31 protein-coding genes are annotated in these 26,852 nt (G+C 71.4%); 20 read left to right on the plus strand and 11 right to left on the minus strand.

What is annotated here, in order from left to right:
• Window positions 1–65: 65 nt before the first annotated feature.
• From N8J89_RS37010 to glpX, 5 genes are all read left to right on the plus strand, one after another.
• A complete protein-coding gene (locus N8J89_RS37010) occupies window positions 66–626 on the plus strand; it encodes a lipid droplet-associated protein (RefSeq protein WP_283661570.1) in 561 nt (186 codons plus the stop codon).
• Window positions 623–1,888 carry an exodeoxyribonuclease VII large subunit gene (gene xseA / locus N8J89_RS37015; RefSeq protein ID WP_283661571.1) on the plus strand — a complete coding sequence of 422 codons (1,266 nt, stop codon included), beginning with the start codon at window positions 623–625 and terminating at the stop codon, window positions 1,886–1,888. The genes N8J89_RS37010 and xseA overlap by 4 nt, the downstream gene beginning before the upstream one ends.
• Window positions 1,869–2,303, plus strand: coding sequence for a hypothetical protein (locus N8J89_RS37020; protein ID WP_252481151.1), 435 nt, complete (start codon window positions 1,869–1,871; stop codon window positions 2,301–2,303). Before xseA ends, N8J89_RS37020 begins: the two co-directional genes overlap by 20 nt.
• 16 nt (window positions 2,304–2,319) lie before the next feature.
• The gene (locus N8J89_RS37025) at window positions 2,320–2,547 is read left to right on the plus strand and encodes an exodeoxyribonuclease VII small subunit (protein WP_283661572.1); all 228 of its coding nucleotides are present in this window, start codon (window positions 2,320–2,322) and stop codon (window positions 2,545–2,547) included.
• A gap of 139 nt (window positions 2,548–2,686) precedes the next feature.
• Window positions 2,687–3,730, plus strand: coding sequence for a class II fructose-bisphosphatase (glpX, locus tag N8J89_RS37030; RefSeq protein ID WP_283661573.1), 1,044 nt, complete (start codon window positions 2,687–2,689; stop codon window positions 3,728–3,730).
• A gap of 54 nt (window positions 3,731–3,784) precedes the next feature.
• Here glpX and N8J89_RS37035 read toward each other — a convergent pair whose 3' ends face one another.
• From N8J89_RS37035 to N8J89_RS37045, 3 genes are read right to left on the minus strand one after another with little or no spacing between them, the layout of a single operon-like run.
• Window positions 3,785–3,982 (minus strand): hypothetical protein, encoded by a 198-nt coding sequence (locus tag N8J89_RS37035; protein WP_283661574.1) that lies wholly within the window; start codon window positions 3,980–3,982, stop codon window positions 3,785–3,787.
• A 14-nt stretch (window positions 3,983–3,996) separates the two neighbouring features.
• Entirely contained in the window at window positions 3,997–4,254 is a 258-nt protein-coding gene (locus N8J89_RS37040) for a hypothetical protein (RefSeq protein WP_252481155.1), read from the minus strand.
• A 13-nt stretch (window positions 4,255–4,267) separates the two neighbouring features.
• Window positions 4,268–5,533, minus strand: a complete 1,266-nt coding sequence (locus N8J89_RS37045; RefSeq protein ID WP_283661575.1) for a protein-glutamine glutaminase family protein — start codon at window positions 5,531–5,533, stop codon at window positions 4,268–4,270.
• Window positions 5,534–5,788: 255 nt separating this feature from the next.
• On the opposite strand from N8J89_RS37045, the gene N8J89_RS37050 reads away from it, so the two are divergent.
• The 3 genes from N8J89_RS37050 to N8J89_RS37060 all read left to right on the plus strand — a co-directional run bounded on the left by N8J89_RS37050 (window position 5,789) and on the right by N8J89_RS37060 (window position 8,308).
• Window positions 5,789–6,553, plus strand: coding sequence for a S1 family peptidase (locus N8J89_RS37050; protein ID WP_283661576.1), 765 nt, complete (start codon window positions 5,789–5,791; stop codon window positions 6,551–6,553).
• A gap of 186 nt (window positions 6,554–6,739) precedes the next feature.
• A complete protein-coding gene (locus N8J89_RS37055) occupies window positions 6,740–7,510 on the plus strand; it encodes a S1 family peptidase (RefSeq protein ID WP_283661577.1) in 771 nt (256 codons plus the stop codon).
• A 198-nt stretch (window positions 7,511–7,708) separates the two neighbouring features.
• Window positions 7,709–8,308, plus strand: a complete 600-nt coding sequence (locus N8J89_RS37060) for a L,D-transpeptidase (RefSeq protein WP_283661578.1) — start codon at window positions 7,709–7,711, stop codon at window positions 8,306–8,308.
• Window positions 8,309–8,367: 59 nt separating this feature from the next.
• On the opposite strand, the gene N8J89_RS37065 is transcribed toward N8J89_RS37060, so the two are convergent.
• A complete protein-coding gene (locus N8J89_RS37065) occupies window positions 8,368–9,363 on the minus strand; it encodes an NAD(P)/FAD-dependent oxidoreductase (RefSeq protein ID WP_283661579.1) in 996 nt (331 codons plus the stop codon).
• A 95-nt stretch (window positions 9,364–9,458) separates the two neighbouring features.
• Between N8J89_RS37065 and N8J89_RS37070 the strand changes: the two genes are divergently transcribed.
• Entirely contained in the window at window positions 9,459–10,856 is a 1,398-nt protein-coding gene (locus tag N8J89_RS37070) for a class II fumarate hydratase (protein WP_283661580.1), read from the plus strand.
• Here the strand turns inward: N8J89_RS37070 and N8J89_RS37075 are convergent.
• Window positions 10,795–11,721, minus strand: a complete 927-nt coding sequence (locus N8J89_RS37075) for a DMT family transporter (protein ID WP_283661581.1) — start codon at window positions 11,719–11,721, stop codon at window positions 10,795–10,797. The two genes, N8J89_RS37070 and N8J89_RS37075, sit on opposite strands and share 62 nt — an antisense overlap.
• 47 nt (window positions 11,722–11,768) lie before the next feature.
• On the opposite strand from N8J89_RS37075, the gene pdxR reads away from it, so the two are divergent.
• The 6 genes from pdxR to guaB1 all read left to right on the plus strand — a co-directional run bounded on the left by pdxR (window position 11,769) and on the right by guaB1 (window position 17,651).
• Complete coding sequence (gene pdxR / locus N8J89_RS37080; protein ID WP_283661582.1) at window positions 11,769–13,199, plus strand: MocR-like pyridoxine biosynthesis transcription factor PdxR; 1,431 nt, start codon at window positions 11,769–11,771, stop codon at window positions 13,197–13,199.
• The gene (locus N8J89_RS37085) at window positions 13,181–14,683 is read left to right on the plus strand and encodes an ATP-dependent DNA ligase (RefSeq protein ID WP_283661583.1); all 1,503 of its coding nucleotides are present in this window, start codon (window positions 13,181–13,183) and stop codon (window positions 14,681–14,683) included. The genes pdxR and N8J89_RS37085 overlap by 19 nt, the downstream gene beginning before the upstream one ends.
• 58 nt (window positions 14,684–14,741) lie before the next feature.
• The gene (locus N8J89_RS37090) at window positions 14,742–14,873 is read left to right on the plus strand and encodes a hypothetical protein (protein ID WP_283661584.1); all 132 of its coding nucleotides are present in this window, start codon (window positions 14,742–14,744) and stop codon (window positions 14,871–14,873) included.
• Window positions 14,870–15,190: a DUF4288 domain-containing protein gene (locus N8J89_RS37095; protein ID WP_283661585.1), complete on the plus strand. Its 321-nt coding sequence runs from the start codon at window positions 14,870–14,872 to the stop codon at window positions 15,188–15,190. The genes N8J89_RS37090 and N8J89_RS37095 overlap by 4 nt, the downstream gene beginning before the upstream one ends.
• A gap of 134 nt (window positions 15,191–15,324) precedes the next feature.
• Entirely contained in the window at window positions 15,325–16,164 is an 840-nt protein-coding gene (locus tag N8J89_RS37100) for an NAD(P)H-binding protein (protein WP_283661586.1), read from the plus strand.
• A 47-nt stretch (window positions 16,165–16,211) separates the two neighbouring features.
• The gene (gene guaB1 / locus N8J89_RS37105; RefSeq protein ID WP_283661587.1) at window positions 16,212–17,651 is read left to right on the plus strand and encodes a GMP reductase; all 1,440 of its coding nucleotides are present in this window, start codon (window positions 16,212–16,214) and stop codon (window positions 17,649–17,651) included.
• 96 nt (window positions 17,652–17,747) lie between these two features.
• Here the strand turns inward: guaB1 and N8J89_RS37110 are convergent, their stop codons facing one another.
• The 5 genes from N8J89_RS37110 to N8J89_RS37130 form a co-directional block, all read right to left on the minus strand.
• Complete coding sequence (locus N8J89_RS37110) at window positions 17,748–17,930, minus strand: hypothetical protein (RefSeq protein ID WP_283661588.1); 183 nt, start codon at window positions 17,928–17,930, stop codon at window positions 17,748–17,750.
• Between the two features lie 168 nt (window positions 17,931–18,098).
• A complete protein-coding gene (gene phoH2, locus N8J89_RS37115) occupies window positions 18,099–19,382 on the minus strand; it encodes an RNA 5'-3' helicase PhoH2 (protein ID WP_283661589.1) in 1,284 nt (427 codons plus the stop codon).
• Between the two features lie 398 nt (window positions 19,383–19,780).
• A complete protein-coding gene (locus N8J89_RS37120; RefSeq protein ID WP_283661590.1) occupies window positions 19,781–20,680 on the minus strand; it encodes a PfkB family carbohydrate kinase in 900 nt (299 codons plus the stop codon).
• Window positions 20,681–21,086: 406 nt separating this feature from the next.
• Window positions 21,087–22,322, minus strand: a complete 1,236-nt coding sequence (locus N8J89_RS37125; protein ID WP_283661591.1) for a DUF885 domain-containing protein — start codon at window positions 22,320–22,322, stop codon at window positions 21,087–21,089.
• Between the two features lie 29 nt (window positions 22,323–22,351).
• The gene (locus N8J89_RS37130) at window positions 22,352–23,131 is read right to left on the minus strand and encodes an isoprenyl transferase (RefSeq protein WP_283661592.1); all 780 of its coding nucleotides are present in this window, start codon (window positions 23,129–23,131) and stop codon (window positions 22,352–22,354) included.
• 67 nt (window positions 23,132–23,198) lie between these two features.
• Here N8J89_RS37130 and N8J89_RS37135 point away from each other — a divergent pair, with 67 nt between their 5' ends.
• Complete coding sequence (locus N8J89_RS37135; protein WP_283661593.1) at window positions 23,199–23,588, plus strand: CoA-binding protein; 390 nt, start codon at window positions 23,199–23,201, stop codon at window positions 23,586–23,588.
• Window positions 23,589–23,649: 61 nt separating this feature from the next.
• Window positions 23,650–24,324 carry a PAQR family membrane homeostasis protein TrhA gene (trhA, locus tag N8J89_RS37140; RefSeq protein ID WP_283661594.1) on the plus strand — a complete coding sequence of 225 codons (675 nt, stop codon included), beginning with the start codon at window positions 23,650–23,652 and terminating at the stop codon, window positions 24,322–24,324.
• Between the two features lie 55 nt (window positions 24,325–24,379).
• On the opposite strand, the gene abmR is transcribed toward trhA, so the two are convergent.
• A complete protein-coding gene (gene abmR / locus N8J89_RS37145; RefSeq protein ID WP_283661595.1) occupies window positions 24,380–24,898 on the minus strand; it encodes an ATP-binding transcription factor AbmR in 519 nt (172 codons plus the stop codon).
• A gap of 116 nt (window positions 24,899–25,014) precedes the next feature.
• Between abmR and N8J89_RS37150 the strand changes: the two genes are divergently transcribed.
• From N8J89_RS37150 to N8J89_RS37160, 3 genes are all read left to right on the plus strand, one after another.
• On the plus strand, window positions 25,015–25,632 hold the full coding sequence (locus N8J89_RS37150; RefSeq protein ID WP_283661596.1) for a hypothetical protein: 618 nt from the start codon (window positions 25,015–25,017) through the stop codon (window positions 25,630–25,632).
• Between the two features lie 67 nt (window positions 25,633–25,699).
• Entirely contained in the window at window positions 25,700–26,041 is a 342-nt protein-coding gene (locus N8J89_RS37155) for a hypothetical protein (protein ID WP_283661597.1), read from the plus strand.
• Window positions 26,042–26,067: 26 nt separating this feature from the next.
• On the plus strand, window positions 26,068–26,841 hold the full coding sequence (locus tag N8J89_RS37160; protein WP_283661598.1) for a hypothetical protein: 774 nt from the start codon (window positions 26,068–26,070) through the stop codon (window positions 26,839–26,841).
• The last annotated feature ends 11 nt before the right edge of the window (window positions 26,842–26,852 follow it).

Consider the following 26,852-nt stretch of genomic DNA (forward strand, 5'->3'; position numbering starts at 1 on the left):
GCACTCACCCAGATGGCGCAGCGAAAAGTTTCCCTGATCCGCCGGACTGCGGCAGGCTGTACCACATGAAACCGCTGCCACTGCCGGTCCGCGTGGCCGCCGGGCTCGCCGCGGCCGCCGTGGAGCAGGCCCGCAAGCTGCCAAGTTCACTCGCCGGGCTGCCCGTCACGGTGGCCAGCACCGCGATGCAGCTGTCCATGCGCGCCCAGCAGCACGTGACCGAGCTCGCCATCAAGGGCGACGAGATCCTGGCCACGCTGCGCCCCGCGGAGGAGACCCCCGAATGGGCGACCTTCGACGAGGACCTGGACGACACGCCCCCGCCGGCCGCCCCGCCGAAGGCTGACGACGCCGAGCAGCTGCCCGGCCGGCAGAAGGCGGGCGAGGTCACCGTGACCGCGGCCGAGGAGCCGCCCGCCGCCGCGCAGGCCCCGGAGCCGTCCGGGAACGAGCCCGCCGGGGTGCCCGGCTACGACGCGCTCTCCCTCGCCCAGGTGCGGGCCCGGCTGCGCTGGCTCACCGTCGAGCAGCTCGACGACCTGCTGGCCTACGAGCAGGCCACCAGGGCCCGCGAGGAGTTCGTCCGGATGCTGACCCGGCGGATCGCCACCGTGCGCGAGTCGTGACGGCGCCCAGCACCGCGGAGCAGCCGTGGCCGGTCCGGACGGTGGCGCGCAAGATCGCGGAGTGGATCGCGCGGCTGGGGTCGGTGTGGGTGGAGGGCGAGGTCACCCAGATCTCCAACCGGCCGGGCACCGCGACCGCGTTCATCACCCTGCGCGACCCCTCCGCCAACGTCTCGGTCACCGTGACCTGCGCGACCGCGCTGCTGCGGGGCCTGGAGACGCCGCTCACCGAGGGCGCGCGGGTGATCATGCACGGGCGGCCGGTGTTCTACGAGGGCCGCGGCACCATCAGCCTGCGGGTGGACGAGATCCGCGCGGTGGGCATCGGCGAGCTGCTGGCCCGGATCGAGCGGCTGCGCAGGCTGCTGGCCGCCGAGGGCCTGTTCGAGCCGGCCCGCAAGCGCCGCCCGCCGTTCCTGCCCAACCGCGTCGGGCTGATCACCGGCCGGGCCTCGGCGGCCGAGCGGGACGTGCTGACCAACGCCAAGCACCGCTGGCCCGCGGTGCACTTCCGGGTGATCAACGTTGCGGTGCAAGGACATCTGGCCGTGCCGCAGGTGCTGGAGGCGCTCGCCGAGCTGGAGGCCGACCCCGAGGTCGACGTGATCGTGATCGCCCGCGGCGGGGGCAGCGTGGAGGACCTGCTGCCCTTCTCCGACGAGGCGCTGTGCCGGGCGGTGGCTGCCTGCCGCACCCCGGTGCTCAGCGCGATCGGGCACGAGCCGGACACCCCGCTGCTGGACCACGTGGCCGACCTGCGCTGCTCGACTCCGACGGACGCGGGCAAACGGGTGGTTCCGGACGTGGCCGAGGAGACGGCCAGGATCGGCCAGCTCCGCGACCGGGCCCGCCGGGCACTACACGGATGGGTGGATCGCGAACACCGGTTGCTGGCCCAGTTGTGTTCCCGCCCAGCGCTTTCCGACCCGTTCGGCCCATTGGAACGCCGGGCGGAGGACGTGCGGGCGTTGCGCGAGCGGGCCCGCCGGGCCACCCTCTCCCGGCTCGGGCACGAGCAGAGCGGGTTGGACGGTGTCAAAGCGCGCTTGACGACCCTGGGACCGGCCGCCACTCTGGCCCGCGGGTACGCGGTTGTGCAGCGCGTCGTGGCCGGCGCCCCGGACGGGGTGCTCCGTTCGGTCGCGGACGCGCCGCCGGGAACGCTGCTGCGGGTCCGAGTCGTTGACGGAGCGGTGCACGCGATCGTGCCCGAAGACACCGGAGCGGTGAACGGAGGTAGCGGTGGCGTCGCTGGCCCATGAGCCGACCTTTCTCCCGCTGACCGTCGCCGCGGCCAGGACGGCGGCGCAGAGCCAGGTCGACCCGCCGGTGCGGGCGGCGGCCGGGGTGGTGCAGCGCAGGGCCGAGGAGGCCAACTCCGCCGCGGCCGAGTGCTGGGCCGCGCTGCTGGCCGGCTGCGACGCGCCGGGCAGGCGCGCCCTGCCGTCCCGGCTGCGCGCGCTGTCGGAGGCCACCTCGCACTACGTCGGCAGCCACTGGTGGTACGGCACGGGGTCCCCGCACCGCCGCCGGGTGAGCGAGGCGGAGAATCGCATCGACGAAGCCGCCATGGAGGGCGACGGCGCGGAGTTCGCCGAAGCGTTCATCGGCTACGACCAGGCGGTGGCCACCGCCGTGGTCCGGGTGCAGAGCACGATGGGGAGCCCCACAGCGTGAGCAAGGACAACACTGCGTGAGTGACGAAAATGCTGGCGCCGCTCTTGGTTACGAGGCGGCGCGGGACGAGCTGGTCGAGGTCGTCCGCAAGCTGGAGGCCGGTGGACTGTCCCTTGAGGACTCCCTCGCGCTGTGGGAGCGCGGCGAGGAGCTGGCGAAGGTCTGTGAGAAGCACCTCGCGGGTGCCCGAGCGCGGGTCGAGCAGGCGCTGGCCTCTGTGGAGCAAACTGAGCCGAACGGCTGACCTGACTCGGTTCAGCAATCGGTTCAGTGAGTGCGAATAGTCACTGTCACCCCTGCTCAGCTCACCCTCCGTCGTCACGGTCTGCCAGGATCGGTAAGCAGTTTCAGCGTCGATCTGCGCAGACCTCTGGAGGCGGAACATGGCCGCGAACACTGCCCCGCGACGTCGTGAGGCACCCGATCGCAACCTCGCCCTGGAACTGGTCAGGGTCACCGAGGCGGCCGCGATCGCCGCGGGCCGCTGGGTCGGCCGGGGTGACAAGAACGGCGGTGACGGCGCGGCGGTGGACGCCATGCGCAAGCTGATCGGCACCGTGTCCATGCGCGGCGTGGTGGTCATCGGGGAGGGCGAGAAGGACGAGGCCCCGATGCTGTTCAACGGCGAGCAGGTGGGCAACGGCGACGGCCCGGACTGCGATGTCGCGGTCGACCCGATCGACGGCACCACGCTGATGGCCAAGGGCATGCCGAACGCGCTGGCCGTGCTCGCGGTGGCCGAGCGGGGCGCGATGTACGACCCGTCCGCGGTGTTCTACATGCAGAAGCTCGCGGTCGGCCCGGACGCCGCCGACGTGGTCGACCTGGACGCCCCGGTGGCGGAGAACATCCGCAGGGTGGCCAAGGCCAAGCACACCGACGTGGCCGACGTGACCGTGTGCATCCTGGACCGGCCCCGGCACGAGGCCCTGGTCAAGGAGGTGCGCGAGGCGGGCGCCCGGATCCACTTCATCAGCGACGGCGACGTGGCGGGCGCGATCTCCGCGGCCCGGCCGAGCACCGGCGTGGACCTGCTGCTGGGCATCGGCGGCACCCCGGAGGGCATCATCGCCGCGGCCGCGCTCAAGTGCATGGGCGGCGCGATCCAGGCCCGGCTGTGGCCCAAGGACGACGAGGAGCGCGAGCGCGCGCTGGCCGCCGGGCACGACCTGGACCGGGTGCTGACCACCGACGACCTGGTGCGCGGGGACAACGTGTTCTTCTGCGCCACCGGCATCACCGACGGCGACCTGCTGCGCGGCGTGCACTACCGCTCCGGCGGCTGCACCACCCAGTCCATCGTGATGCGGTCCAAGTCCGGCACGCTGCGGATGATCGACGGCTACCACCGGCTGACCAAGCTGCGCGAGTACTCCTCGGTGGACTTCGGCGGCGACGCCGTGGAAGACGTCCCGCCGCTGCCCTGAACCCCGTGCCGAACCGGCCGTCCGCCCACCCGGCGGGCGGCCGGTTCGTCGTGTTCAGTCCGCGGGCTGCGGCGCGGGTCCCGCGTCCACGGCCTCGATGCCCTCGGCCGCGGCCAGACCGGGCGCGGCGCCCGCGTCCTGGTCCTCGCCCGAGACCTGGACCGAGGCCTGCCGCTCGGTCCGCTCCTGGCCGATCCGGATCACCAGTCCGGCCGCGAGCTCGGCGCTGTCCAGCTCGATCTCGATTCGCACGGCTTCCTCCCCGTTCACGCGTTCAGGACCGCGTAGCGGCCCTCGAAGGTGACCGGGATCCCGGTCAGGTTCCGGACGGTGATCCAGTAGGTGCACAGCGCCGCGCTGGTCCGCTCGACCGCGACGTCCCAGTCGATCGCGGGTCCGCCGGAGACCGGCGTGACCGGCATCAGGTACCAGACCACGTGCTGACTGGCGTTCCAGCTGTGGTTGAAGTAGCGCACGGTCGCACCGGCGCCGATCGTGACGGTGAATGCTGTTCCGGTCCACATGGACGGCTCCCGGTCAGATCTTGAGGTAGTGGTAGCGGGCCTCGAACTTGACGGTGCGCCCGGTGAGGTTCTGCACGGTGATCCAGTACGTGCACAGGTTCCCGTCGGTGCGCTGCATGGCCACCTCGTGCCGGATCTGCGGGCCGCCCGAGCAGATCGAGGTGGGCATGACCGTCCAGTACACGTGCCGACTGGCCTGCCAGCTGTGGGTGAACCAGCGGGCGGTCTGCCCGGGGGCCAGGCTGGCGCGGAACTGCACGCCCGGGGTGGCCGGCTGGCAGTTCGCGTACGGCGGCGGGCCCGCCGGCAGGTTGGACCGCAGCTGGAGCGCGGCGCGGAAGCGGGCCAGCACCCCGTTGGTCTTGCTGTAGTCCGGGTCGAACCGGTCCGGTGTGTAGTGGTTGTGGAAGATCTCCGCGCCGGTGGGCACCAGCCGCGCGGCCGGATCGCCCTGCACGCCCTTCCAGGTGTCCTGGGTGACCGGTCCGTCGAACAGCGCGGGGTCGATCACGTAGGTGACCCCGCCCGCCACCAGTGTCGGGGCCACGTGCCAGTCCCACCCCACCAGGCAGTCCGGCTTGTTCGCGCTGTTCACCCGCAGGTTGCCGTAGATCCAGACCTTGTCCGGCGTGATCCCGTTGGCGATCATCAGCCGGGCCATCTCGTGCGCCCGGCCCCAGCAGCCGTCGTCGGGGTAGGTGAACGGGATGCCCGGCGCGGTCGGGTTGGCCGAGCAGGCGGTCTGGCCGGCCACCAGGCGGTACATCTGCACGACCTGGGCGTAGCTCACCGGCGTGCCGAGCGCCTCCGCGCCGCTGTCGGTGAGCTGCTCAGCTACCGCTGCTTCTTTTGGGGCAGGGCGCACATCGATGATCGCGCGCTCGTCGAGGGCCTCGGTGACCAGCACGGTCCGCCGGCTGTCCCTGGCCTGTTCGAGCAGGGCCAGCAGCTCGTCGAAGTCCGGGTTGTCCCGGCGCAGGTGGTGGTGGGCGTGCGAGGGCTCGAGATCGACCTCGACCAGGTCCTCGCCGGGGGTCAGCTCCCGCACGGTGACCTGGTGTGGCACCAGCACCTCGGTGACCAGGCCGGTGTCCGGGTCGACCTCGACGTAGGCGTCCAGGTTCGCCGCGTGCAGCTCGGCCAGCGCGCCGAGCCAGCCGCCGGCGCGGGGTTCGCGCAGGTCGACGCGGGCGGTGCGGCCGCTGGTGAAGGTGATGGACTCGTAGGTCTCCGCTGCCGCGGCCTGAGCCGGAGCCCGTGCCGCCAGCGGACTGGACAATGTGTCGACTATTGCATTTCTTCGGGGCACAAAATCAAGTTCCCCCACCTGAAAAGATCAGTTCAACCATTGGCCACAGGACTGACCGCCAGTGTGCCTTTTCGCGCTATTCACCTAACATAGGGCCTTTGCCCGGACGCCTGCCCCAAGAGGCACGCAGGTGGGTCCATCAGGCGGTACCACGCTCCGATTACGGTCAATTACTGTCCGTGTCAACCCCGGCAGAGGGCGCCGGGGTTGAGAGGAGAAATCCCTGTGCGAGCGAAAAGAATGGTCGTCGGATTACTCGCGGCCGTGGCCACCGCGTTTGCCGGGCTGACCGGTTCCGCCACCGCGGCCCCGGACCACACCGATGTCGATCCGCTCATCGTCGGCGGCGTCAACGCCACCCAGGTCTACAGTTTCATGGTTTCCCTGCAGAACACCTCGGGTGGGCATTTCTGCGGCGGTTCCCTGATCAAGTCGAACTGGGTGGTCACCGCCAAGCACTGCGTCCAGGGCAAGACCCCGGCCTCGGTGCGCGCCCGGATCGGCACCACCAACCGCACCTCCGGCGGCAGCTACGTGGCCGCCGCGGCCATCCACCTCAACCCGACCAGGGACATCGCGCTGGTCCGGCTGGCCGCCGCGGTGCCGCAGGCGCCGATCAAGGTCGCCGCGGCCTCCGGCCCAGTGGGCACCGCGACCCGGCTGCTCGGCTGGGGCCAGACCTGTCCGTCGCCCGGCGGCTGCGGCGCGCCGGTGATCCTGCAGCAGCTGGACACCTCGATCGTGGCCGACGGCCTGTGCAGCGGGATCTTCGGCGCGCAGGAAATCTGCACCAACAACCCCGGCGGCACCAGGGGCGCCTGCTACGGCGACTCCGGCGGGCCGGAGATCAAGATGGTCGCGGGCGCATGGCAGCTGATCGGCGCGACCAGCCGTTCTGGCGGCGGTTCGATCTGCGCGGTGAAGCCGTCGATCTACGTCGACGTGCCGGTCTTCCGCCCGTGGATCAGCGGAATCGCCGGGCCCGTATAACGGGTCGATAGCTAACGGGCCCGCGGTGTTCGCCGCGGGTCCGTTCGGTTAACGGTCATAAACCGTTATGTGCGGACACAAAGCCGGTCACCGGCCCTACTTATGCAGGGTTCACCATGTGGAACGGATGTCCTTACGGTGCACCTCACCTCCGGCGAACGCGCCGGGAGTTGAGAGGAGAGAACCGTGAGGGCACGTTCTCTGATCGTCGGAATCCTGGCCGCGGCCGCGACCGCGCTGGGCGGTCTCGCGATGCCGGCCGCCGCGGCGCCGGCGACCACCGCCGGTGACGTCGATCCGTTGATCGTCGGCGGCACGAACGCGACCGAGACCTACAGCTTCATGGTGTCCCTGCAGAGCACCTCCGGTAGCCACTTCTGTGGTGGCTCACTGGTCAAGGCGAACTGGGTGGTGACCGCCAAGCACTGCGTGCAGGGCAGGCAGCCGTCCTCGATCCGGACCCGGATCGGCACCACCAACCGCACCACCGGCGGGGTGACCGCGGGCGTGTCGCGGATCATCAACCACCCCAGCGCCGACCTGTCCGTGTTGCAGCTGTCGTCCTCGGTGAGCGTGGCGCCGATCTCGATCGCGCCGGAGTCCGGCCCGGTCGGCACCGCGAGCCGCATCATCGGCTGGGGCCAGACCTGCCCCACCCGCGGCTGTGGCTCCGCGCCGATCACCCTGCAGCAGCTGGACACCTCGATCGTGGCTGACAACCGGTGCTCCGGCATCAACGCCGCCTCCGAGATCTGCACCAACAACACCGGCGGCAACAAGGGCGCCTGCTACGGCGACTCCGGCGGCCCGCAGGTGAAGGGCACGGCGGGCAACTGGACCCTGATCGGCGCGACCAGCCGTTCCGGCGGTGGCGCGACCTGCGCGACCGCGCCGTCCATCTACGTCGACGTGTCCTACTACCGCAACTGGATCAGCACGAACACGGGCGGTCTCTGACCCCTCACCTGATCGGCTGACGAACGGCCCGCCGCCTCCTGTAGCGGCGGGCCGTTTGTCACAGTTCGAAACGGGTAAGCCAGAAAGAGCAACCTCGGGATCCCAAGGCACGTCATTGTCGTTGCTGGAGCGATGACTCGCCCGTGCAGTCGGGCGGAGAACTTGGGGTGAGCGATGCGTGGCAAGAGGAACTCTGTGATGCTGGCGGTGACCGCTGCTTTCGGTCTGCTGCTGGCCGCCTGCGGCACGTCGGCGACGCCGCAACTGGCCGGGAACACCGGGCCGGTGGCGAGCAGTGCGGCCCCGTCATCGTCCACTTCGGAGTCCACCAGCAAACAGCCGGCCACCACGCGGCCCAGCACGACGCAGCCGACCACCACCACGCCGCCGAAGCCGAAGCCCAAGCCGGAGCAGAAGGACACCGTCGAGCCCGCCTCGGCAGGCAACACCACCCCGTGCAAGGACACCGCGCGGGCCTGCATCGACCTCTCCGCCAACAAGGCGTGGATCATGGCCGACGGCAAGGTCGTGGCGGGGCCGGTGCCGATCACGCACGGCCGCAAGGGCTGGCTGACCCCGCCCGGCACGTTCCGGGTGAGCGTCAAGCGCCCGATGCACTACAGCAGCATCTTCAACAACGCGAAGATGCCGTGGTCGGTGTTCTTCAACGGCGGCATCGCCTTCCACCAGGGCAGCCTGCGGGAGAAGTCGCACGGCTGCATCCACCTGTCGCCGTCGGCCGCCAAGCAGTTCTACAACCACCTGTCCAACGGCGACATCGTGCACGTCGTGCCGTGATGGTCCACTGAGGACGAACGGCCCCGGTCGAGGTGACCGGGGCCGTTTTCCGTTGTGGCTCAGGGCATGTTGCTGGAGTGGCCAGGGAACAGGTGCGCGTCCGGGTTGAGCGCGACCGCGATGTTGTTCACCGCGGTGGCCGCCTCGCCGAAGCCGGTGGCGATCAGCCGGACCTTGCCGGGGTAGGTGGCCACATCGCCTGCGGCATAGACCAGATCGCGGTTGGTGCGGCCGGTGCTGTCCACCAGGACCGTGCGCTTCTCCAGTTCCAGGCCCCAGGTCTCCAGCGGGCCGAGGTCGGCGGTGAAGCCGAGCGCGGCCACCACCGCCTGCGCGGGCAGCACCTTGTGGTCGCCGTCCTTGAAGGACAGTTCGACCTCCTCGATGCCCGCGCCGCCGCGGATCGCGGCCACCTCGGCGTCGGTCAGGATCGGCACGCCCAGCTCGCGGACCTGCCGGACGGTGGCCTGGTGCGCGCGGAAGGCGGCCCGCCGGTGCACCAGGGTGACGCTGCGCGCGATCGGGTGCAGGGCCAGCCCCCAGTCGAAGGCGGAGTCGCCGCCGCCGACCACCACCACGTCCTGGTCCCGGTGCACCTCCAGCACGGGCACGAAGTAGGACAGCCCGCGCCCGAACCAGTCCTCGCCCACCGGTAGTGGCCGGGGCCGGAACTCGCCCAGCCCCGCGGTGATCAGGACCGCCCCCGCGCGGATCACGCTGCCGTCGGCCAGGCCGACGTCGAACCCGCCACCGTCCACTGTGGACAGTGTGCGGGCCTTGCGGTTCAACAGGTAGTTCGGTTTGTACTGGGCCGCCTGCTCGACCAGCGCGCCGATCAGGTCGCGCCCGCGGACCGCGGGGAACCCGGCGACGTCGAAAATCATCTTCTCCGGGTACATCGCGGTGACCTGGCCGCCCGGTTCGGGCAGCGAGTCCACCAGTGCGGTGGACAGGTCCCGGAAGCCCGCGTAGTAAGCCGCGAACAGTCCGGTGGGCCCGGCCCCGACGATCAACAGGTCGACCTCGGTTCGGCTGTGCTCGGACGGTGCGCTCATTGACACCTGCTCTCTAGCCAGTCCTGGGAACCCGCTCGAGCCTAGGTGGTGCGGACCACGGTGCCCAGTAACCGGAAGAGGCGCAGAATTCGGGTATGAGCGACGAGGGATTCCGGATCGAGCACGACACGATGGGCGAGGTCAGGGTTCCGGCTGACGCGCTGTGGCGGGCGCAGACCCAGCGCGCGGTGGAGAACTTCCCGATCTCCGGCCGCGGCCTGGAGCGGGCCCAGATCCGGGCGCTTGGCCTGGTCAAGGCGGCCGCGGCCAGGGTGAACGGGCGGCTGGGCGTGCTCAGCCCGGAGATCGCCGAGGCGATCGCGACCGCCGCGGACGAGGTGGCCGCTGGCGGACACGACGGGCACTTCCCGATCGATGTGTTCCAGACCGGTTCCGGCACCTCCTCCAACATGAACGCCAACGAGGTGATCGCCACCCTGGCCAGCCGGGCGCTCGGCCAGGACGTGCACCCCAACGACCACGTCAACGCCTCCCAGTCCTCCAACGACGTCTTCCCGACCACCATCCACCTGGCCGCCACCGAGGCCGTGCTGCGGGACACCATCCCCGGCCTCGCGCACCTGGCGCAGACCCTGGAGCGGCGGGCCGGTGAGTGGGCCGAGGTGGTCAAGGCCGGGCGCACGCACCTGATGGACGCGGTGCCGGTCACCCTCGGCCAGCAGGTCGGCGGCTGGGCCCGGCAGGTGCGCCTGGGCGTGCAGCGGCTGGACGGCACGCTGCCCCGGCTGGCCGAGCTGCCCATCGGCGGCACCGCGGTGGGCACCGGCATCAACACCCCGGCCGGGTTCGGCGCGGCCGTGGTGGAGGAGCTGATCAAGTCCACCGCGCTGCCGGTGACCGAGGCGGCCGACCACTTCGAGGCCCAGGGCGCGCGGGACGGCCTGGTCGAGGTCTCCGGGCAGCTCAAGACGGTCGCGGTGAGCCTGTTCAAGATCGCCAATGACCTGCGCTGGATGGGTTCCGGCCCGCGCACCGGCCTGGCCGAGCTGCACCTGCCGGACCTGCAGCCGGGCTCCTCGATCATGCCCGGCAAGGTCAACCCGGTGATCTGCGAGGCGGCCATGATGGTGGCCGCGCAGGTCATCGGCAACGACGGCACGGTGGCCTTCGCCGGCGCGGCGGGCAACTTCGAGCTGAACGTGATGATGCCGGTGATGGCCCGCAACGTGCTGGAGTCGGCCCGGCTGCTCGGCGCGGTGGCCCGGCTGCTCGCGGACAAGGTGGTCGCCGGGGCCGAACCGGACGTGGACCGGCTGCGCGAGTACGCCGAGTCCTCGCCCTCGGTGGTCACCCCGCTCAACCGCTACCTCGGCTACGAGGAGGCGGCCTCGATCGCCAAGCAGTCCCTCAAGGAGCGCAAGACCATCCGCGAGGTGGTGCTGGCGCGCGGGCACGTGGAGGCGGGCAAGCTCACGCTCGCACAGCTGGACGAGGCTCTGGACGTGCTGAAGATGGCGCACGGCGGCCGCTGAACAGCTGGGCGCGCTGGCCGAGGGCACAACCCGCGGCCACGGTCAGCGCGCCCGCCGCCGAGGTCAGGGTGAGCGGCTGCGCGCCCAGCAGCACGGAGACCACGAGTCCGGACACCGGGATCAGCCCGGCCAGCACGCCCGAGCGCTCCGGCCCGACCACGGACACGCAGCGGTAGTACAGCCCGAAGGCCACCGCGGTGACCAGCAGGCCGAGCACCACCAGCGCGGTCCACTCCACCGCGGTCGGCGCGGGCCACGGGTTGTCGCTGACCAGCATGCTCAGCAGCGCGCTGCCCACGGCCGCGATCACGCAGGCGTAGGCCGAGGTGGCGATGCCGCCGATCCGGCGCACCACCCCCACCGCGAACAGGGTGAACCCGGCCTCGCCGAGCATGGCCAGCAGCGCCAGGCCCAGTCCCGGCAGCGACCAGCGCCCGCCGCCGGAGATCACCAGCACCCCGGCGAAGACCAGCCCGGCGCCCAGCACCGCGGTCAGCCGCGGCCGCCTGCCAAGGGCCAGCGGCACCACAAGCGCGATGACCAGCGGCGATCCGCCGATGATGGCGGCGACAAAACCGGGTTCGGCGTAGCGCTGGCCCTCGATGATGGCCACGTTGAACCCGACCATGCCGGTGACCGCGAGTGCGACCAGCGCCAGCACGTCCCGGCCGGTCACCCTGGGCAGGCCGCCGCGCCACAGCAGCCAGCCGAGCAGCGCGAGCGCGCCGATGGCGTACCGGATGGCCTGCGCGGACAGCACCGGGTACGCGCCGAGCAGCCCGTTGACCGGCACCGCGCCGCCGACCAGGCACAGCGCGGCCATCCCGCCTGCCAGGGCGAGACCAGTGGACTTCGAGGTGGTCATGGCGGAAGCCTGGCTCTGGAAGTGGTCTGGCCATAAGCTCCACTTCGATGGCGAAGGATTGGACCACTTTGCGGGAGCTGCTGCTCCCCGCCGTGTCCGGGCCGGGCGCCCGCGGCAAGTCCCTGGAACAGGCGATCCGGGAGATGGTGCGGGACGGGCGGCTGCGGCCGGGCGTGCGGCTGCCCTCCAGCCGGGACCTGGCCGCCCAGCTCGGGCTGTCCAGGGGCACGGTCACCGCGAGCTACGAACAGCTGGTCGCCGAGGGCTACCTGGTGGCCAGGCACGGCTCCGGCACCCGGGTCGCCGAGGCGGTCGGCCCGGCCGAGTCCCCGGCGCCCGCACCGGCCGCCGCGCCGCAGTGGCGGTTCGACCTGCGGCCGGGACTGCCCGCGCTGGGCGCCTTCCCGCGCGCCGCCTGGCTGGCCGCGACCAGGGCCGCGCTCAACGAGATGCCTGACTCCGCGCTGGGCTACCCCGAGCCCAGCGGCCTGACCGAGCTGCGCGCGGAGCTGGCCGGGTACCTGGGCCGGGTCCGCTCGGTGGTCACCGACCCGGCCGGGATCACCGTCACGCACGGGGCCGCCGAGGCCCTCGCGCTGCTCGCCCAGGTGCTGCGGGACCGGGGGCTGACACAGATCGCGGTGGAGAACCCCAGCCACCACGGCCAGGCGGAACTCCTTGCCGCGCAAGGACTCCGGCCGGTCCCCGTGCCGGTGGACTGCGACGGGATCCAGGTGGACGAGCTGGCCCGAACCGGCGCCAGGGCGGTGCTGGTCACCGCCGCGCACCAGTTCCCGCTGGGCACCGCGTTGGCCCCGCGGCGGCGGCGCGCGCTGCTGGCCTGGGCGCGCGAACGGGACGCGGTGGTGATCGAGGACGACTACGACGCCGAGCACCGCTACGACCGGCCCACGGTGTGCGCGACCCAGTCGCTGGACCCGAGCCGGGTGGCCTACATCGGCAGCGTCAGCAAGATCCTCGCCCCCGCGCTGCGCCTGGGCTGGCTGGTGCTGCCCGCCGACCTGCGCACCGCGGTGGCCGACCGGAAACGCCTGCACGACCTGGGCTGCGGGCCGCTGCCGCAGGCCGCGCTGGCCCGGTTCCTGCGCGAGGGCGGCTACGACCGGCACCTGCGCCGCACCCGGCTGCTCTACCGCCGCCGCCGGGACGCGCTGCTGGCCGCGCTGGCCGAGCACCTGCCGGAGTGGCACCCCGTGGGCATCGCGGCCGGCCTGCACCTGGTGGTCCGGCTGCCCGAGGGCACCGACGACGCCGCGCTGTCCGCCCGGCTGGCCGCGGCCGGGATCAACGCGCCCGCGCTCTCCGGCTACGCGCACCCGCCGGTGCCCGCGCCCTACCCCGGCCTCGTGCTGGGCTACGCCGCGCTGTCGGCCGACCGGCTGCGCGCGGCCGTGGCGCACATCGCGCGAAATGTCGGTGACCTGGTGAAGATGGAGGAATGCGCCTCGCCGAGCTAGTGCACACCTCCGCCACGGTCGCGGGCACCCGCGCGCGCAAGGCGAAGATCGAGACCCTGGCCGCACTGCTGCGCGGCGCCACCGACGTCCGCGACGTCCGGCTGGCCACCGCCTACCTGATCGGCGTGCCGCCGCAGGGCCGCACCGGCGTGGGCTGGCGCTCGCTGACCGCGCTGGACACCGTGCCGGCCACCGAACCCGGCCTCACCCTGCACGCGGTGGACGACACCCTGTCCGCGCTGGCCACCACCGCGGGCTCCGGTTCGGCGCAGCGGCGCAAGGACCTGCTCTCCGCGCTGTTCAGCCAGGCGACCAAGCCGGAGCAGGACTTCCTGGTCCGCCTGCTCACCGGCGAGCTGCGCCAGGGCGCGCTGGATGGCGTGATGGCCGACGCGGTGGCCGCCGCCTTCGAGGTGCCGGCGGCCGCGGTGCGCCGGGCGCACATGCTCAGCGGCGACCTGTCCGCGGTGGCGGATTCGGCCCGCGCGGGCGGCGAGGCGGCGCTGGCGGAGTTCCGGCTGGAGGTCGGCCGCCCGATCCGGCCGATGCTGGCCTCCCCTGCGGAGTCCCTGGACAGCGCGCTGGCCGAGCTGGGCGAGGTCAGCGTGGAGTACAAGCTGGACGGCGCCCGCATCCAGGTGCACCGCGACGGCGAGGCGGTGCGCGTGTTCACCCGCACCCTGCGCGAGATCACCGCCTCGGTGCCGGAGCTGATCGAGGTGGTGCTCGGCCTGCCCTGCACCTCGGTGGTGCTCGACGGCGAGACCCTGGCCCTGACCGACGACGGCCGCCCGCGCCCGTTCCAGGAGACGATGAGCCGCTTCGGCGCCACCTCGGCCAGGGAACTCCTGCTGCACCCGTACTTCTTCGACCTGCTGCACCTGGACGGCGTGGACTACCTCGACGCACCCCTGCGCGACCGACTGTCCACTTTGGACGCTCTCGTCGGCGACCGCCGCATACCGTCCACAATGGACCCATCAGCGGCGGCCACCCTGCTGGACAACGCGTTGGCCGCGGGCCACGAGGGCGTGATGGTCAAGTCCCTCGACTCGCCCTATGCGGCGGGCCGCCGGGGCAAGTCCTGGCAGAAGGTCAAACCGGTGCACACCCTGGACCTGGTGGTGCTGGCCGCGGAATGGGGCCACGGCAGAAGAACCGGCACACTGTCCAACCTGCACCTGGGCGCCCGCGACCCGGACGGCGGCCCACCGGTGATGGTGGGCAAGACCTTCAAGGGCCTCACCGACGAACTGCTGGCCTGGCAGACCACCGAGCTCCGGAAACTGGCCACCAGCACCGACGACTACACGGTGTACGTGCGGCCGGAGCTGGTGGTGGAGATCGAGCTGGACGGGGTCCAGGTCAGCCCGCGCTACCCGGGCGGCGTGGCCCTGCGCTTCGCCCGCGTGCTGCGCTACCGGCCGGACAAGGAGGCGGCGGACGCGGACACCATCGACGCGGTCCGCGCATTGCTGCCCTGATGCGCTTTTCCGCAATGCGCGGGATTCCGGTGGTATTCGCGGTGCTCATCGCGGCGCGGTGGGCAAAGCGCCCGCGACCGCCGTGGTCGAACTGCTCGGCGGACTGGCCCTGATGCTCGGCCTGGCCACCCTGCTGGCCTGCGCCGGAGCCGGAAGGGCGAGCCTGGACCACCTACTGTCGCGGACATGACACGGTTCTGCGCGGTGATCGTCCTGTGCTCGCTGGCCGAGGGCAAGGACCCGCTGTACCAGGAGAACATCGTGCTGCTCGACGCCGACTCGCTGGAGTCGGCGCGGGCACGCGCGGCGCAGCACGGCCGGGACGGCGAGACCGAGTACCGCAACGGCGACGGCGAGCTGGTGCGCTGGCGGCTGGCCGAGGTGGTGGACGTGGCCGAGGTGCCGGACCAGCAGCTCGGCGACGGCGCCGAGGTCTACACCCGCCATTTCCGCGACTACGCCGCCTACCGCCGGTTCGAGCCGCTGCTGGACGGCGAACCGCTCTGATCATCGGCCGCAGACAGCAAAAATCGCGATCCGTCAAATAGTTTCGCTGTATTTTCGTTAGCAAAGTCCTATGTGCGTGTAGGCGATTTTTCTGGCTAGGGTCGCCGAGGAAATCAAACGCACTGGAGGGACTTATGACGATTCTGGTGACCGGCGCGACCGGCTCGGTCGGCAGGCACGTGGTGGACGGCCTGCTGGCCAGGGGTGAACAGGTGCGCGCCACCACCAGGGACCCCGGGCAGGCGAACCTGCCGGGGGCGGCCGACGTCCGGCAGGCCGACATCAACGACCCGGACACCTTCCTGCCCGCACTGGAGGGCGTGGACAAGCTGTACCTGTTTCCGCACTTCGCGCGGTTGGAATATTTCCTGGGCAAGGTCAAGGAGGCCGGGGTCCGGCGGATCGTGACGCTGTCCTCCTCCTCGACGGTGCAGCGGCTGCGCACCAACAAGGAGGCCGGGGACGAGCACCTGCGGGTCGAGCAGGCGGTGGAGGACACCGGGCTGGAATGGACCCACCTGCGGCCCGGAATGTTCGCCGGGAACACCGGCGAATGGGCCGAGACCATCAAACTGGAAGGGGTCGCCTATGGCGCCTATCCGCAGGCCGCGATGGCGCCCATCCACGAACGGGATATCGCCGAGGTGGGCATCGCGGCATTGCTGGAGGACGGTCACCTTTATGCCAGGTACAGCCTGACCGGCCCGGAAACGCACACCAGGGTCGAACTGGTGCGGATCATCGGCGAGGTGCTCGGGCGGGAGCTGAAGTTCCGTGAGCAGACCCCGGCGGAGGCGGTGGCGTTCTTCCGGGCGCAGGGCTGGCCGGACGACGTGATCACCATGATCGAGGGCTACCGGGCCGAGGCCAGCAGGCGGCCGGACGAGGTGACCGACACGGTGGAGCGGGTGCTGGGCCGCCCCGCGCTGTCCTACCGGCAGTGGGTCCAGGACCACGCGGACTGGTTCCAGTGATGTGAACCTCGGTCCGGGAAGCGCGCGAGTCCGTATCCTGGGCTGTCGTGCGCTTCCTGGACGGGGTCACCCCCGGATACGACCTGACCTATGACGACGTCTTCCTGGTCCCGCGGCGCTCCGGCGTCGTGTCCAGGTTCGACGTCGACCTGTCCACTGTGGACGGGACCGGCGCCACCATCCCGATCGTGGTGGCCAACATGACCGCGGTGGCCGGCCGCCGGATGGCCGAGACCATCGCCCGGCGCGGCGGCATCACCGTGCTGCCGCAGGACGTGGCCCCGGAGGCGGTCGCCGAGATCGTCTCCTGGGTCAAGGGCAGGCACCCGGTGTGGGACACGCCGCTGGTGGTGGACGCCGGCGCGGCCGTGGCCGACGCGCTGAACCTGCTGCACAAGCGGGCGCACGGCGCGGTGGTCGTGGTCGACGCCGAGGGCACCCCGCTGGGCGTGGTGAACGAGGCCGCCTGCACCGGGGTGGACCGCTTCGCGCGGGTCGCCGACGTGCTCGACGAGGACATGCTGGTGCTGCCGCTGACCGCGCAGCCCCGCGAGGTCTTCGAGAAGCTGCACGGCCGCCCGGCCAACCTGGCCCTGGCGGTGGACGCCGACGGCCGCCTGGCCGGAGTGCTGACCGAGGTCGGCGCACTGCGCGCGGACATCTACCGCCCGGCACTGGACGAGCAGGGCAGGCTCCGGGTGGCCGCGGCCATGGGCGTCAACGGCGACGTGGCGGCCAAGGCCGAGGCGCTGCTGGCCGCCGGGGTGGACACGCTGGTCGTGGACACCGCGCACGGCCACCAGGAGAAGATGCTCACCGCACTGAAGGCGGTGCGCGCACTGGCGCCCTCGGTGCCGGTGGCCGCGGGCAACGTGGTCACCGCCGAGGGGACCAGGGACCTGATCGAGGCCGGCGCGGACATCGTCAAGGTCGGGGTCGGCCCCGGCGCGATGTGCACCACCCGGATGATGACCGGCGTCGGCCGCCCGCAGTTCTCCGCGGTCGCCGAATGCGCCGTGGAGGCCAGCAAGTACGGCAAGCACATCTGGGCCGACGGCGGCGTCCGGCACCCCCGTGACGTCGCGCTCGCACTGGCCGCCGGCGCCAGCTCGGTGATGATCGGGTCCTGGTTCGCCGGCACCTACGAGTCGCCGGGCGACCTGCACCAGGACGAGCAGGGCAGGCTGTACAAGGAGTCCTTCGGCATGGCCTCCAAGCGCGCGGTCAGCGCCCGCACCCGCACCGACTCGGCCTTCGACCGGGCTCGCAAGGGCCTGTTCGAGGAGGGCATCTCCAGCTCCCGGATGCGCCTGGACCCGCTGCGTCCCGGCGTGGAGGACCTGCTGGACGCGATCTGCTCCGGCGTCCGCTCCTCCTGCACCTACGCGGGCGCGACCACGGTGGAGCAGTTCCACCAGCGCGCGCTGCTGGGCGTGCAGTCCGCGGCCGGCTTCGCCGAGGGCCGCCCCCTGCCGACCGGTTGGTAGCGAAGGCAAAACGGACCCCATGCCTCCCCCCGAAGGAGGCATGGGGTCCGTGGGCAACGGACCGCCCCGAGCGGTCCGGCTGGTTGTCTCCCCGCGTCAGGCGGCGATCGGTCCCGCGGCGCGAACCGCGGGTTGCACCCCGGCGTGCTCCGGCCCCCGAGCCGGCTTGGCACGCTTCGCCGCCCTGCCCGTGCCGTCCACCATGACCGGCAGCACCATCAGGACCAGGACGAGCACGCTCAGCACGGCTCCGGTCCAGGTCAGCACCATCTCGATCATGTGGTCTCCTCGGGCTCGCCGTGTTCTGGGACCACTATCGCCCGGCGCCGCCCACCAGCGGATCGGCAGTACGGCCACTGTCTACCTGGCCGATCGGCCACTCCCGGCCTGCCGATCGGCCGATGAGCGCGGGGCGGGCGGCACGAGCCCGTGCCGCCCGCCCTCGCCTCAGCTCATGTAGTCGCCCTCCAGCATCTCGGTGACCAGTGCCGCGATCGGCGAGCGCTCCGAGCGGGTGAGGGTGACATGCGCGAACAGCGGATGCCCCTTCAGCTTCTCGATCACCGCCGCGATGCCGTCGTGCCGGCCGACCCGCAGGTTGTCCCGCTGCGCCACGTCGTGGGTCAGCACCACCCTGGAGCCGGTGCCCAGCCGGGACAGCACGGTCAGCAGCACGTTGCGTTCCAGCGACTGGGCCTCGTCCACGATCACGAAGGAGTCGTGCAGCGACCGGCCCCTGATGTGGGTCAGCGGCAGCACCTCCAGCATGCCGCGGTCGAGCACCTCGTCGATGATGTCCTTGCTGACCATCGCGCCCAGCGTGTCGAACACCGCCTGGGCCCAGGGCATCATCTTCTCGTTCTCGCTGCCCGGCAGGTAGCCCAGCTCCTGGCCGCCGACGGCGTAGACCGGCCGGAACACCACCACCTTGCGGTGCAGCCGCCGTTCCATCACCGCCTCAAGACCGGCGCACAGCGCCAGCGCGGACTTGCCGGTGCCGGCCCGCCCGCCGAGGGAGACGATGCCGACCTCGGGGTCCAGCAACAGGTCCAGCGCGATCCGTTGCTCGGCCGAGCGGCCGTGCAGCCCGAATGCCTCGCGGTCGCCGCGGACCAGCCGCACCCGCTTGTCCGGGGTGACCCGGCCCAGCGCGCTCGCGGTCCCGGCGAGCAGCCGCAACCCGGTGTGGCACGGCAGATCGCGCGCCTCGTCCAGGTCGACCACGCTCTCCTTGTACAGCGTGTCCACCACGTGCGAGCCGACCTCCAGGTCAGCCGTGCCGGTCCAGCCGGACGGCGTGACGTCCTGGGCCCGGTACTCGTCGGCGGCCAGCCCCACCGCACTGGCCTTGACCCGCAGCGGCATGTCCTTGGTGACCAGGGTGACCTGGTTGTTCTCCGCGGCCAGGTTCAACGCGCAGGCGAGGATGCGAGCGTCGTTGGAGTCGGTGCGGAAGCCGGAAGGCAGGACATCCGGATCCGAGTGGTTCAGTTCCACGTGGAGGGTGCCGCCCTCCTCGCCGATCGGGACCGGCGAGTCCAACCTTCCGTGCAGTACGCGGAGGTCGTCGAGCAAGCGCAGTGCCTCGCGAGCGAACCAGCCCAGCTCCGGGTGGTGTCGCTTCCCCTCGAGCTCGCTGATCACCACGAGCGGCAGCACCACCTGGTGCTCCGCGAACCGGGTGATCGCCCAGGGGTCGGACAGCAGCACCGAGGTGTCCAGCACGTACATACAGCCCTTGGAGGCTGTCGCACGGCGGGCACCGCTGCGGGCGGAACGGGTCGAGGACTGTGCTGGGGACCGTCGTGCGCTCACGGCAACTCCCTCACGAACGCGGCACCCGCGTTCGGTGCTCGGTGGGCCAGGCACTACCCTGCGGGTCGGTGTTCGTCGACGCTGATGGCTTCAGCGTCGGAACACACGGCCACAAGGGCCGGGTGCCGGCCCCCGCGTGCGCGTAGACGTCACGACCAGGGCCTCCCTGGACGAGTCGATCGGGTCGACCCGTCACTGGCAAGCTACCTGCGGCCACCAACAATCGGCATGAAGCCACACAGGTGATTTGGTTAATTGTCACCGCAACGCTACGTACTGCACACATAGCGCGACCACAACCAGCCGAAATGTCCCTATTGTCGCTTTTCGGTCACCCTGGGTACATGCCGCAGCCAGTCCCGAGGCCCCGGATACCGCACCCGCACCGAAGCCACCCCCGCCGCCCAAGCCAGGTGCTCCGCCAGCTCCGCGGCCACCCAGCCCCGCTCCGCCACCGAGCTCGCGAACGCCCCGTGCAAGGCGTCCCCCGCCCCCAGCGTGTCCCGCACCGGCACCCGCGGCACGGCCACTTCCCCGGTCCCCAGCCCCTGGTCCCAGTAGACGATCGGCTCCCCGCCCGCGGTCATCGCCCCGGTCCGCACGATCCCCCGCAACGCCGCCAGCGTGTCCGCCCGACCGTCCTGACCAGGGAGTCGGTAGTCCCCGGAGCAGATCACCACATCGGCGGCGGCGAGCAGTTCGTCATGGTGCGGCCGGTACCGCCCCGCGTCGAAGACCACTGGCGCACTGGCCCGGACGGCGGCCCCGGCCAGGTCCGGATGGTGGCCGTCGATGAGCACAACGTCGGCCGCGGCAAGCAGAGCGGACAGGTCCGCCGGCGGCCTCGCGGACACCCCGCCCGCGTCGGTGGACACGATGTTCCGGTCCCCGGTCCGCTCGTGCACGGTGATCGCGGAGACCGCGGGCGGCAGCTGCCGGTCGGGCGTGCAGTCACGCACGGTTATACCGAAACCAGCCAGTTCCTGGCGGATGAGACGTGCCAACGGGTGATCTCCGAGTGCGGTCAGGAGAGTGACGGCGGATCCGGTGGCGGCGGCGGTAACCGCGGCGTTACATGCGGGACCACCAGCGGCGACGTCCTGGCGGGTGGCGGTGACCTTGCGGTTGGGGGCAGGGAAGTCGGGGACGCGGTGCAGGACGTCGAGGGTGGCCAGTCCAACGCACAGCACCCGCCCTGGAATGTGACCGGTCATCTCACCGTGCTTTCTGGTTGGTGGGTGGCTGACACCCGGCAGTCTCGCTCACCTCGCCGATGGTCGGCACAGCACGCCTGGCACCTCGACCGCCCGGCTGGCAATGTGACCGGTCGTCTTGAGTTAGCTGCGAATATGACCGGTCGTCTTCAACCCGTGGTGAATGTGACCGGTCGTCTCGTACAGCTCGCGAATGTGACCGGTCGTCTCGTGAAGCCCACGAATATGACCGGTCGTCTCATGCAGCCCGCGAATGTGACCGGTCGTCTCACGCAGCTGCTGAATGTGACCGGTCGTCTTAAATCTCCCACGCGCGACTCCGCCCGGATTCGCTCCCGCCCGCCCAGCCCCGCACCCCTAAGACGACCGGTCACATTGACTCCGGCCAGCGAACCGGCCGGAGCGCTCACCCGACCCTCGGCACCGCCGGAATGTCCGCCGCGATCTCCGCCCGCACCCCAGCCGGAATCAACGGCTCATCCAGCAACCGCCGATACCGCTCCGCCACCGTCTCCCCCGAAGGCCGCGCGTTCAACCACGTCCGCAACAGCCGGTACCCCTCCACATACGTCGTCGTATAGGCCCGCCACAGCGGGTCCGACAGGAACCGGATCATCTGCCGGGCGCGGGCGTCGGTGCACAGCAGCCAGCGGCGCAGGAACATGGCGACCTCGTCCACGTCGGCGCCCCGGTCGTGCAGCATGAGGGCGGCGTCCTGGCGGACGGTGGCGAGCTTGCCCAGGGCGCCTTCGAGGCGTTCCTGTTGTTCGCCTTCCATGCGCAGGCCCAGGTCACCAACGATCTCCTGGGTCCAGGTGCCCCAGCCGGAGCCGATGACGGCGTGCAGGCCCAGGTCGGCGAGGCCTTCGGCCATCAGGCATTGCGGGGTGTTGACCAGGAAGATCGTTTGTTCGGTCTGGCCGAGGGTGCCGACCAGGCCCGCTTCCTTCCGGCAGTGCTCGGTGTGGTGGCCGGGGTAGGACTCGTGCGCGACCAGGTGCGGGAGGTTGGCCATGCGGTGGCCGAGGTCGGCGTTGATGGCGACCCTGGAGTGGTAGTCGCCGAGGTAGTAGTTGAAGCCGCTCCACGGTTTGTCCGCGACGATCTCGTAGTCGACGACCTCCTGCTCCGGCAGGCCGAAGGTGCCGCGGACCTCGTCGCGCAGCGCGCTGGAGAGGGCGTGCACCGCGGGTTCCAGCTTGTCCGGGGGGACCAGGTCTCGGGCGCGGAAGGTGCTCAGGCGGGTTTCCAGCGAGCCCTCGCCGGGCAGCAGGTCCGACAGCTCGGCGTGCGCGGCGCGGTAGTCGTCCTGTTCGCCGGGGGTGATCCGGACCTGGAAGTAGGCCTCGACCTCCTCGACGAAGGAGACCGCTTCCCCGGCGAGCTTGCGGCCGGAGCACTCCAGCGCGACCAGGTGCGCGTCCAGGAAGGCGACGCGTTCCGGTTCGAGGTTGATGCCGACCAGCTCCGCGCGCAGCTCCCTGGCCCTGGCGGCCAGTGCCTCCGGATCGGGGCGGGCTTCGGCGAGCACCTGCCGCCGCAGCGCGGGATCGCCGGTGTAGGCGTCGACGAAACCGTCGACCAGGCGGTCGAACCGCAGGCCGAGCAACAGGTACTCGCGTACGAGCTGATGTCCCTCCACCGCGCGGACCCTACGCCAGCGGTCTGGGACTACGAGCCGAAACGCCGGTGCCGGGCGGCGTAGGCGCGCAGCGCGCGCAGGAAGTCGATGCGGCGGAACTCCGGCCAGTATGCCTCGCAGAACCAGAACTCCGAGTGCGCGGACTGCCAGAGCAGGAAGCCGGAGAGGCGCTGTTCGCCGGAGGTGCGGATGAGCAGGTCGGGGTCGGGCTGGCCGGAGGTGTAGAGGTGCTCGGCGATGTGGTCGACGTCGAGGACCTCGGCCAGTTCCTCGATGGTGGTGCCTGCCTCGGCGTGCTGGAGCAGCAGCTTGCGCACCGCGTCGGCGATCTCCCTGCGGCCGCCGTAGCCGACCGCGACGTTGACCTCCATGCCGTCGCGGTCCCTGGTGCGCAGCGCCGCCGCGGACAGCCGCGCCGCGGTCTCGGTGGGCAGCAGGTCCAGCGCGCCCACGATGCGCACCCGCAGGCCGGTGCCGGGCTCGGTGAGCTCGTCCACCACGCCGGCGATGATGTCCAGCAGCGGGTTCAGCTCCTCCGGCGGCCGGTCCAGGTTGTCGGTGGAGAGCAGCCACAGGGTGACCACCTCGACGCCGACCTCACGGCACCAGCCGAGCATCTGCTCGATCTTCTGCGCGCCGATCCGGTGCCCGTCGTTGACGTCGACGAGTCCCGCTTCCTTGGCCCACCTGCGGTTTCCGTCCAGGATCACGCCGACGTGGCGGGGATGTTCCACCCCGATCAGGCCACGGCGCAGCCGCCACTCGTAACCGATTTCGAGCAGATCGCGTACTCGCTGACGTACACCCACGTCCGCGCAGCGTACGCCGATACCCAGGCACACTGTTCGTGTGCACCCCCAGTGGCAGGACCCCGAGGTGATCGCACGGCTCGTGCGCACCGCCCGCACCGTGGCCGTGGTCGGCGTCAGCGCCCGGCCGGACCGGCCGAGCCATCAGATCGCGCAGTACCTGCACCAGCAGGGTTTCCGGGTGTTCCCGGTGAACCCGGCCCTGCGCGAGTTCCGCGGCATGCAGGTCTACCCGGACCTGGCCTCGGTGCCGGAGCACATCGACATCGTGGACGTCTTCCGCCGCCCCGAGTCGGTCCCGCCGGTGGCCGAGCAGGCCATCGAGGTCGGCGCGGGTGCGCTGTGGCTCCAGCTCGGCATCGTCGAGGAGGAGTCCTGCCGGAAGGCGGCCGCTGCCGGGCTGGACGTGGTGGCCGACCGCTGCATCCTGGTCGATCACCGCAACCTCACCGGCTGAGTGATGTGCAGCTGACCACAACATAACCAGTGCGTAACCTACGGTGCCGTAACCTTGACAGGTGTCATCCGCGACCCTTCCCAATCCCCCGGCCCAGGTCAGCAAGCCGCGGATGCGCGGCTGGATCCACTTGTGGTCCTTCTTCGTCTCGCTGGTCGCGGGCGGCACGCTGATCGCGGTGGCCAGCTCGGTCTCCGCCCGGGCGGCCCTGGCCACCTCGATCTACACGGTGACCATCCTCGGCCTGTTCGGCATCAGCGCGCTGTACCACCGGCGCACCTGGGTGACCGAGGGCGCGCTGCGCTGGATGCGCCGCCTGGACCACTCGATGATCTTCCTGTTCATCGCGGGCACCTACACCCCGTTCTGCCTGCTGGCCATGGATCCCGGCCTGGGCAGCGTGATCCTGGCCGTGGTCTGGGGCGGCGCGCTGGCCGGGGTGACGCTGAAGCTGGCCTGGCCGGAGGCCCCCCGCTGGCTGGGCGTGCCGATCTACATCGCGCTGGGCTGGGTGGCCATCTTCGTGCTGCCGGAGCTGGGTTCCCGCGGCGGGATCACGGCACTGGTGCTGCTGCTGGTCGGCGGCCTGTTCTACACCGTCGGCGGCATCATGTACGGCATCCGCCGGCCCAACCCGTGGCCCGAGGTCTTCGGCTTCCACGAGTTCTTCCACGCGGCCACCGCGCTGGCCGCGGTCTGCCACTACATCGCGGTCTGGCTGGTGCTCTTCCCGTAGCGACTTGCCGGGGTGCGGGCGCCCGCCGCCTGCCCGCACCCCGGCATCCCCTTCCTCAGAGCCCCGGCCCCTTGGCCCGCAGCTCGTCGACCTTGGTCATCGCCTCGCGCAGCTCGCCGAGCCACTCGTCGGCGTGCTCGCCCACCAGCCGCACCGCCCAGGCCAGCGCCTCCGAGCGGGAACGGGCCACGCCCGCGTCCACCAGGGTGTCCAGCACCAGGCGTTCGGGCTGGCGGAGGCGGGTCATCACCGGGACGGAGAGCCGGGTGAAGCGTTCCTCGGTGCCGCCGAGGCGGGCCGCCCAGGCGACCTTGCGGCCGTAGCGGTGCTCGGCCTGGCGGGCGATGTCGATGCGTTCCGCGCGGGTCTGCTCGCGCCAGCGGGCGATGCGGCCCGCCTCGGCCGCGGCGCGTTCGGCCTCGTCCGGGTAGTCGCCGTCCAGGGGCTGGAGCTCGCCGAGGATGGTGATCTCCTCGCGGTCCACGATGACCTCGGGCGGGCCGGTGAACCAGCCGTCCGGCAGTCTGCCCGCGAACCAGCCCGCCGCTTCCTTGCCGCTGTGTCGGTGCCCCATGGCTTTCTCCTCTTGTCCTCGTTGCACTGATTACATGCTTACACCTCTACCAACTCGTTCGGCGAGTACTTCGTTTCGCGGTCGCGTTCGCCCGTGGAGAACAGTGAAGATGGGGCATGGGGTCCGACTGGTCTTGGCAACTGCACTTCGCCACGCCGCTGACCGCCGCGCGGGCGGAGGAGCTGCTGGCCGAGCTGGCGGCCTGGGGCTGGCGGCTGGGGCCGCGGCTGGCCATCAGCCGCAAGGAGCTGCTGGACGGGCTGGCCATCGGTCGCTGGGACGTGCCGCTGTGGTCAGCCGAGGAGACCGACCTGCTGCTGAGCACCACCCCGGACTCGGTCTGCCTGACCCTGGACGCCGCGCACACCTGGCGCGAGCCACGACCGGAAGCCGACGGCTACCGGCTGCTGCACCGGGGGCTGACCGAGCTGTGGGTGCACCTGGCCGAGCGGTTCGACGCGGTGTTCGGGCGGGTGGAGGACGAGCTGTCCTGGGACCGGGTGTCCGGGCTGCTCACCGAGTCCCAGCCGGACGGCGTGCCCGCGCCGGGGCAGTGGCCGGACTGGCTGGGCTGGTGGACCTACTTCAACGCCGAGCGCGCCGACATGCTGCCCAACCCGCCTGCCGGGCTGCGGCTGACCCCGCGCGGCGCGGTGCTGGCACTGCTGGACGATCCGGCCGCGGTGGACCCGGCCGAGTTCGCGCGCATTCACCAGGGAATGCTGGCCAGCTGACAACGCTTTTCCTGGCCGGTCCGGTGACGTAGTGTCTCCTTTCTCGACTGTCGGGAAAGGACACCGGATGGCATCTCCCGATTCCGGGGCCACCGTGCGGATCAGCCCGGAAAGCGCGGCCGCGCTCAGCGCGCGGCTCCGCCGGCTGCTCGACCGGCTCGAGTCGCTGCGCAGCAGGGGGCTGCACGCGGCCAGGCTGACGCCACCGGCGAAAGACCCGGTCAGCGGCCTGGCGATGGCCAGGTATCGCGACCTGGTGGACCGGGGACCCGGCTCCTTCCTGGCCGAGATGGACCAGGCGATCATCGAACTGCGGAGGCAACTGAGCGCCGCCGAGAACATGGCAACCGATTACCGATCAGTGGAGCGTGACAATTCGCACGCTCCGGGTTCACCGGGCGACAAATAAGCGGATCTTAGGGGCCGGGGGGAATCGTGAATACCTGGAACGAGGGGCTTTTCTGGTGGGCCGAGGCACCCATCGCGCGTGTCTGCGCCGATGTGCACACCGGCCCCGGCGCCGGTCCGCTGTACCAGGCCGCCGAGCACTGGCAGCGGATCTGGGCCGAGCTGGACGAGCTGCGCACCGACTACCACCGGAGCTTCGCCGAGTTCGCCCGGCAGAACACCGACCGGGGCGCGGTGGTGGCCACCGAGGTCGCCCACGCGGCCAGCGCGCTGCTGGTCGACGCGCAGGCGCAGGCCGCCGCGGCCAGGGAGCTGCTCGCCACCGTGGCCGGTGAGTTCGGCCTGGTGCGGGCCAGCGTGCCTGCCCAGCTGCCACCACCGCCCGCGCACAGCACCGGGTTCCTGGACACCACCGGCGCGGCCTGGCTGCACACGCCGGACCTGCACGGCGCGGAGACCCAGCTCCGGCAGGTCACCGACCGGGCGCGGGACGTGCTGGGCGGGTACGAGCGGGCGGTGCTGTTCGGGCTGCCCAGCCAACCCGTCGGCCGACCACAGCCGCCCGCGGTCCGGCCTACGGCGCCGGTGCGCGCGGCCGAGACAGAGACCGAACCGCTGCCGCTGCCGAACTTCGGGCCGATGGGCGCGCTGCCCGCCGCGCCCGCCCCGGTCCCGCCGCCCGCGCCGCCGCCACCGCCGTGGGACGAACCGGAGCAGGGCTACCTGCGGCACGTCGCGGCGGATCCGGACGACCCGTTCAGCTCCGACCTGACCGTGGCGCCCCCGGTGATCGGCGAGTAGGCGGCGATGTC

The sequence above is a fragment of the Crossiella sp. CA-258035 genome (assembly GCF_030064675.1).
Taxonomy (GTDB): domain Bacteria; phylum Actinomycetota; class Actinomycetes; order Mycobacteriales; family Pseudonocardiaceae; genus Crossiella.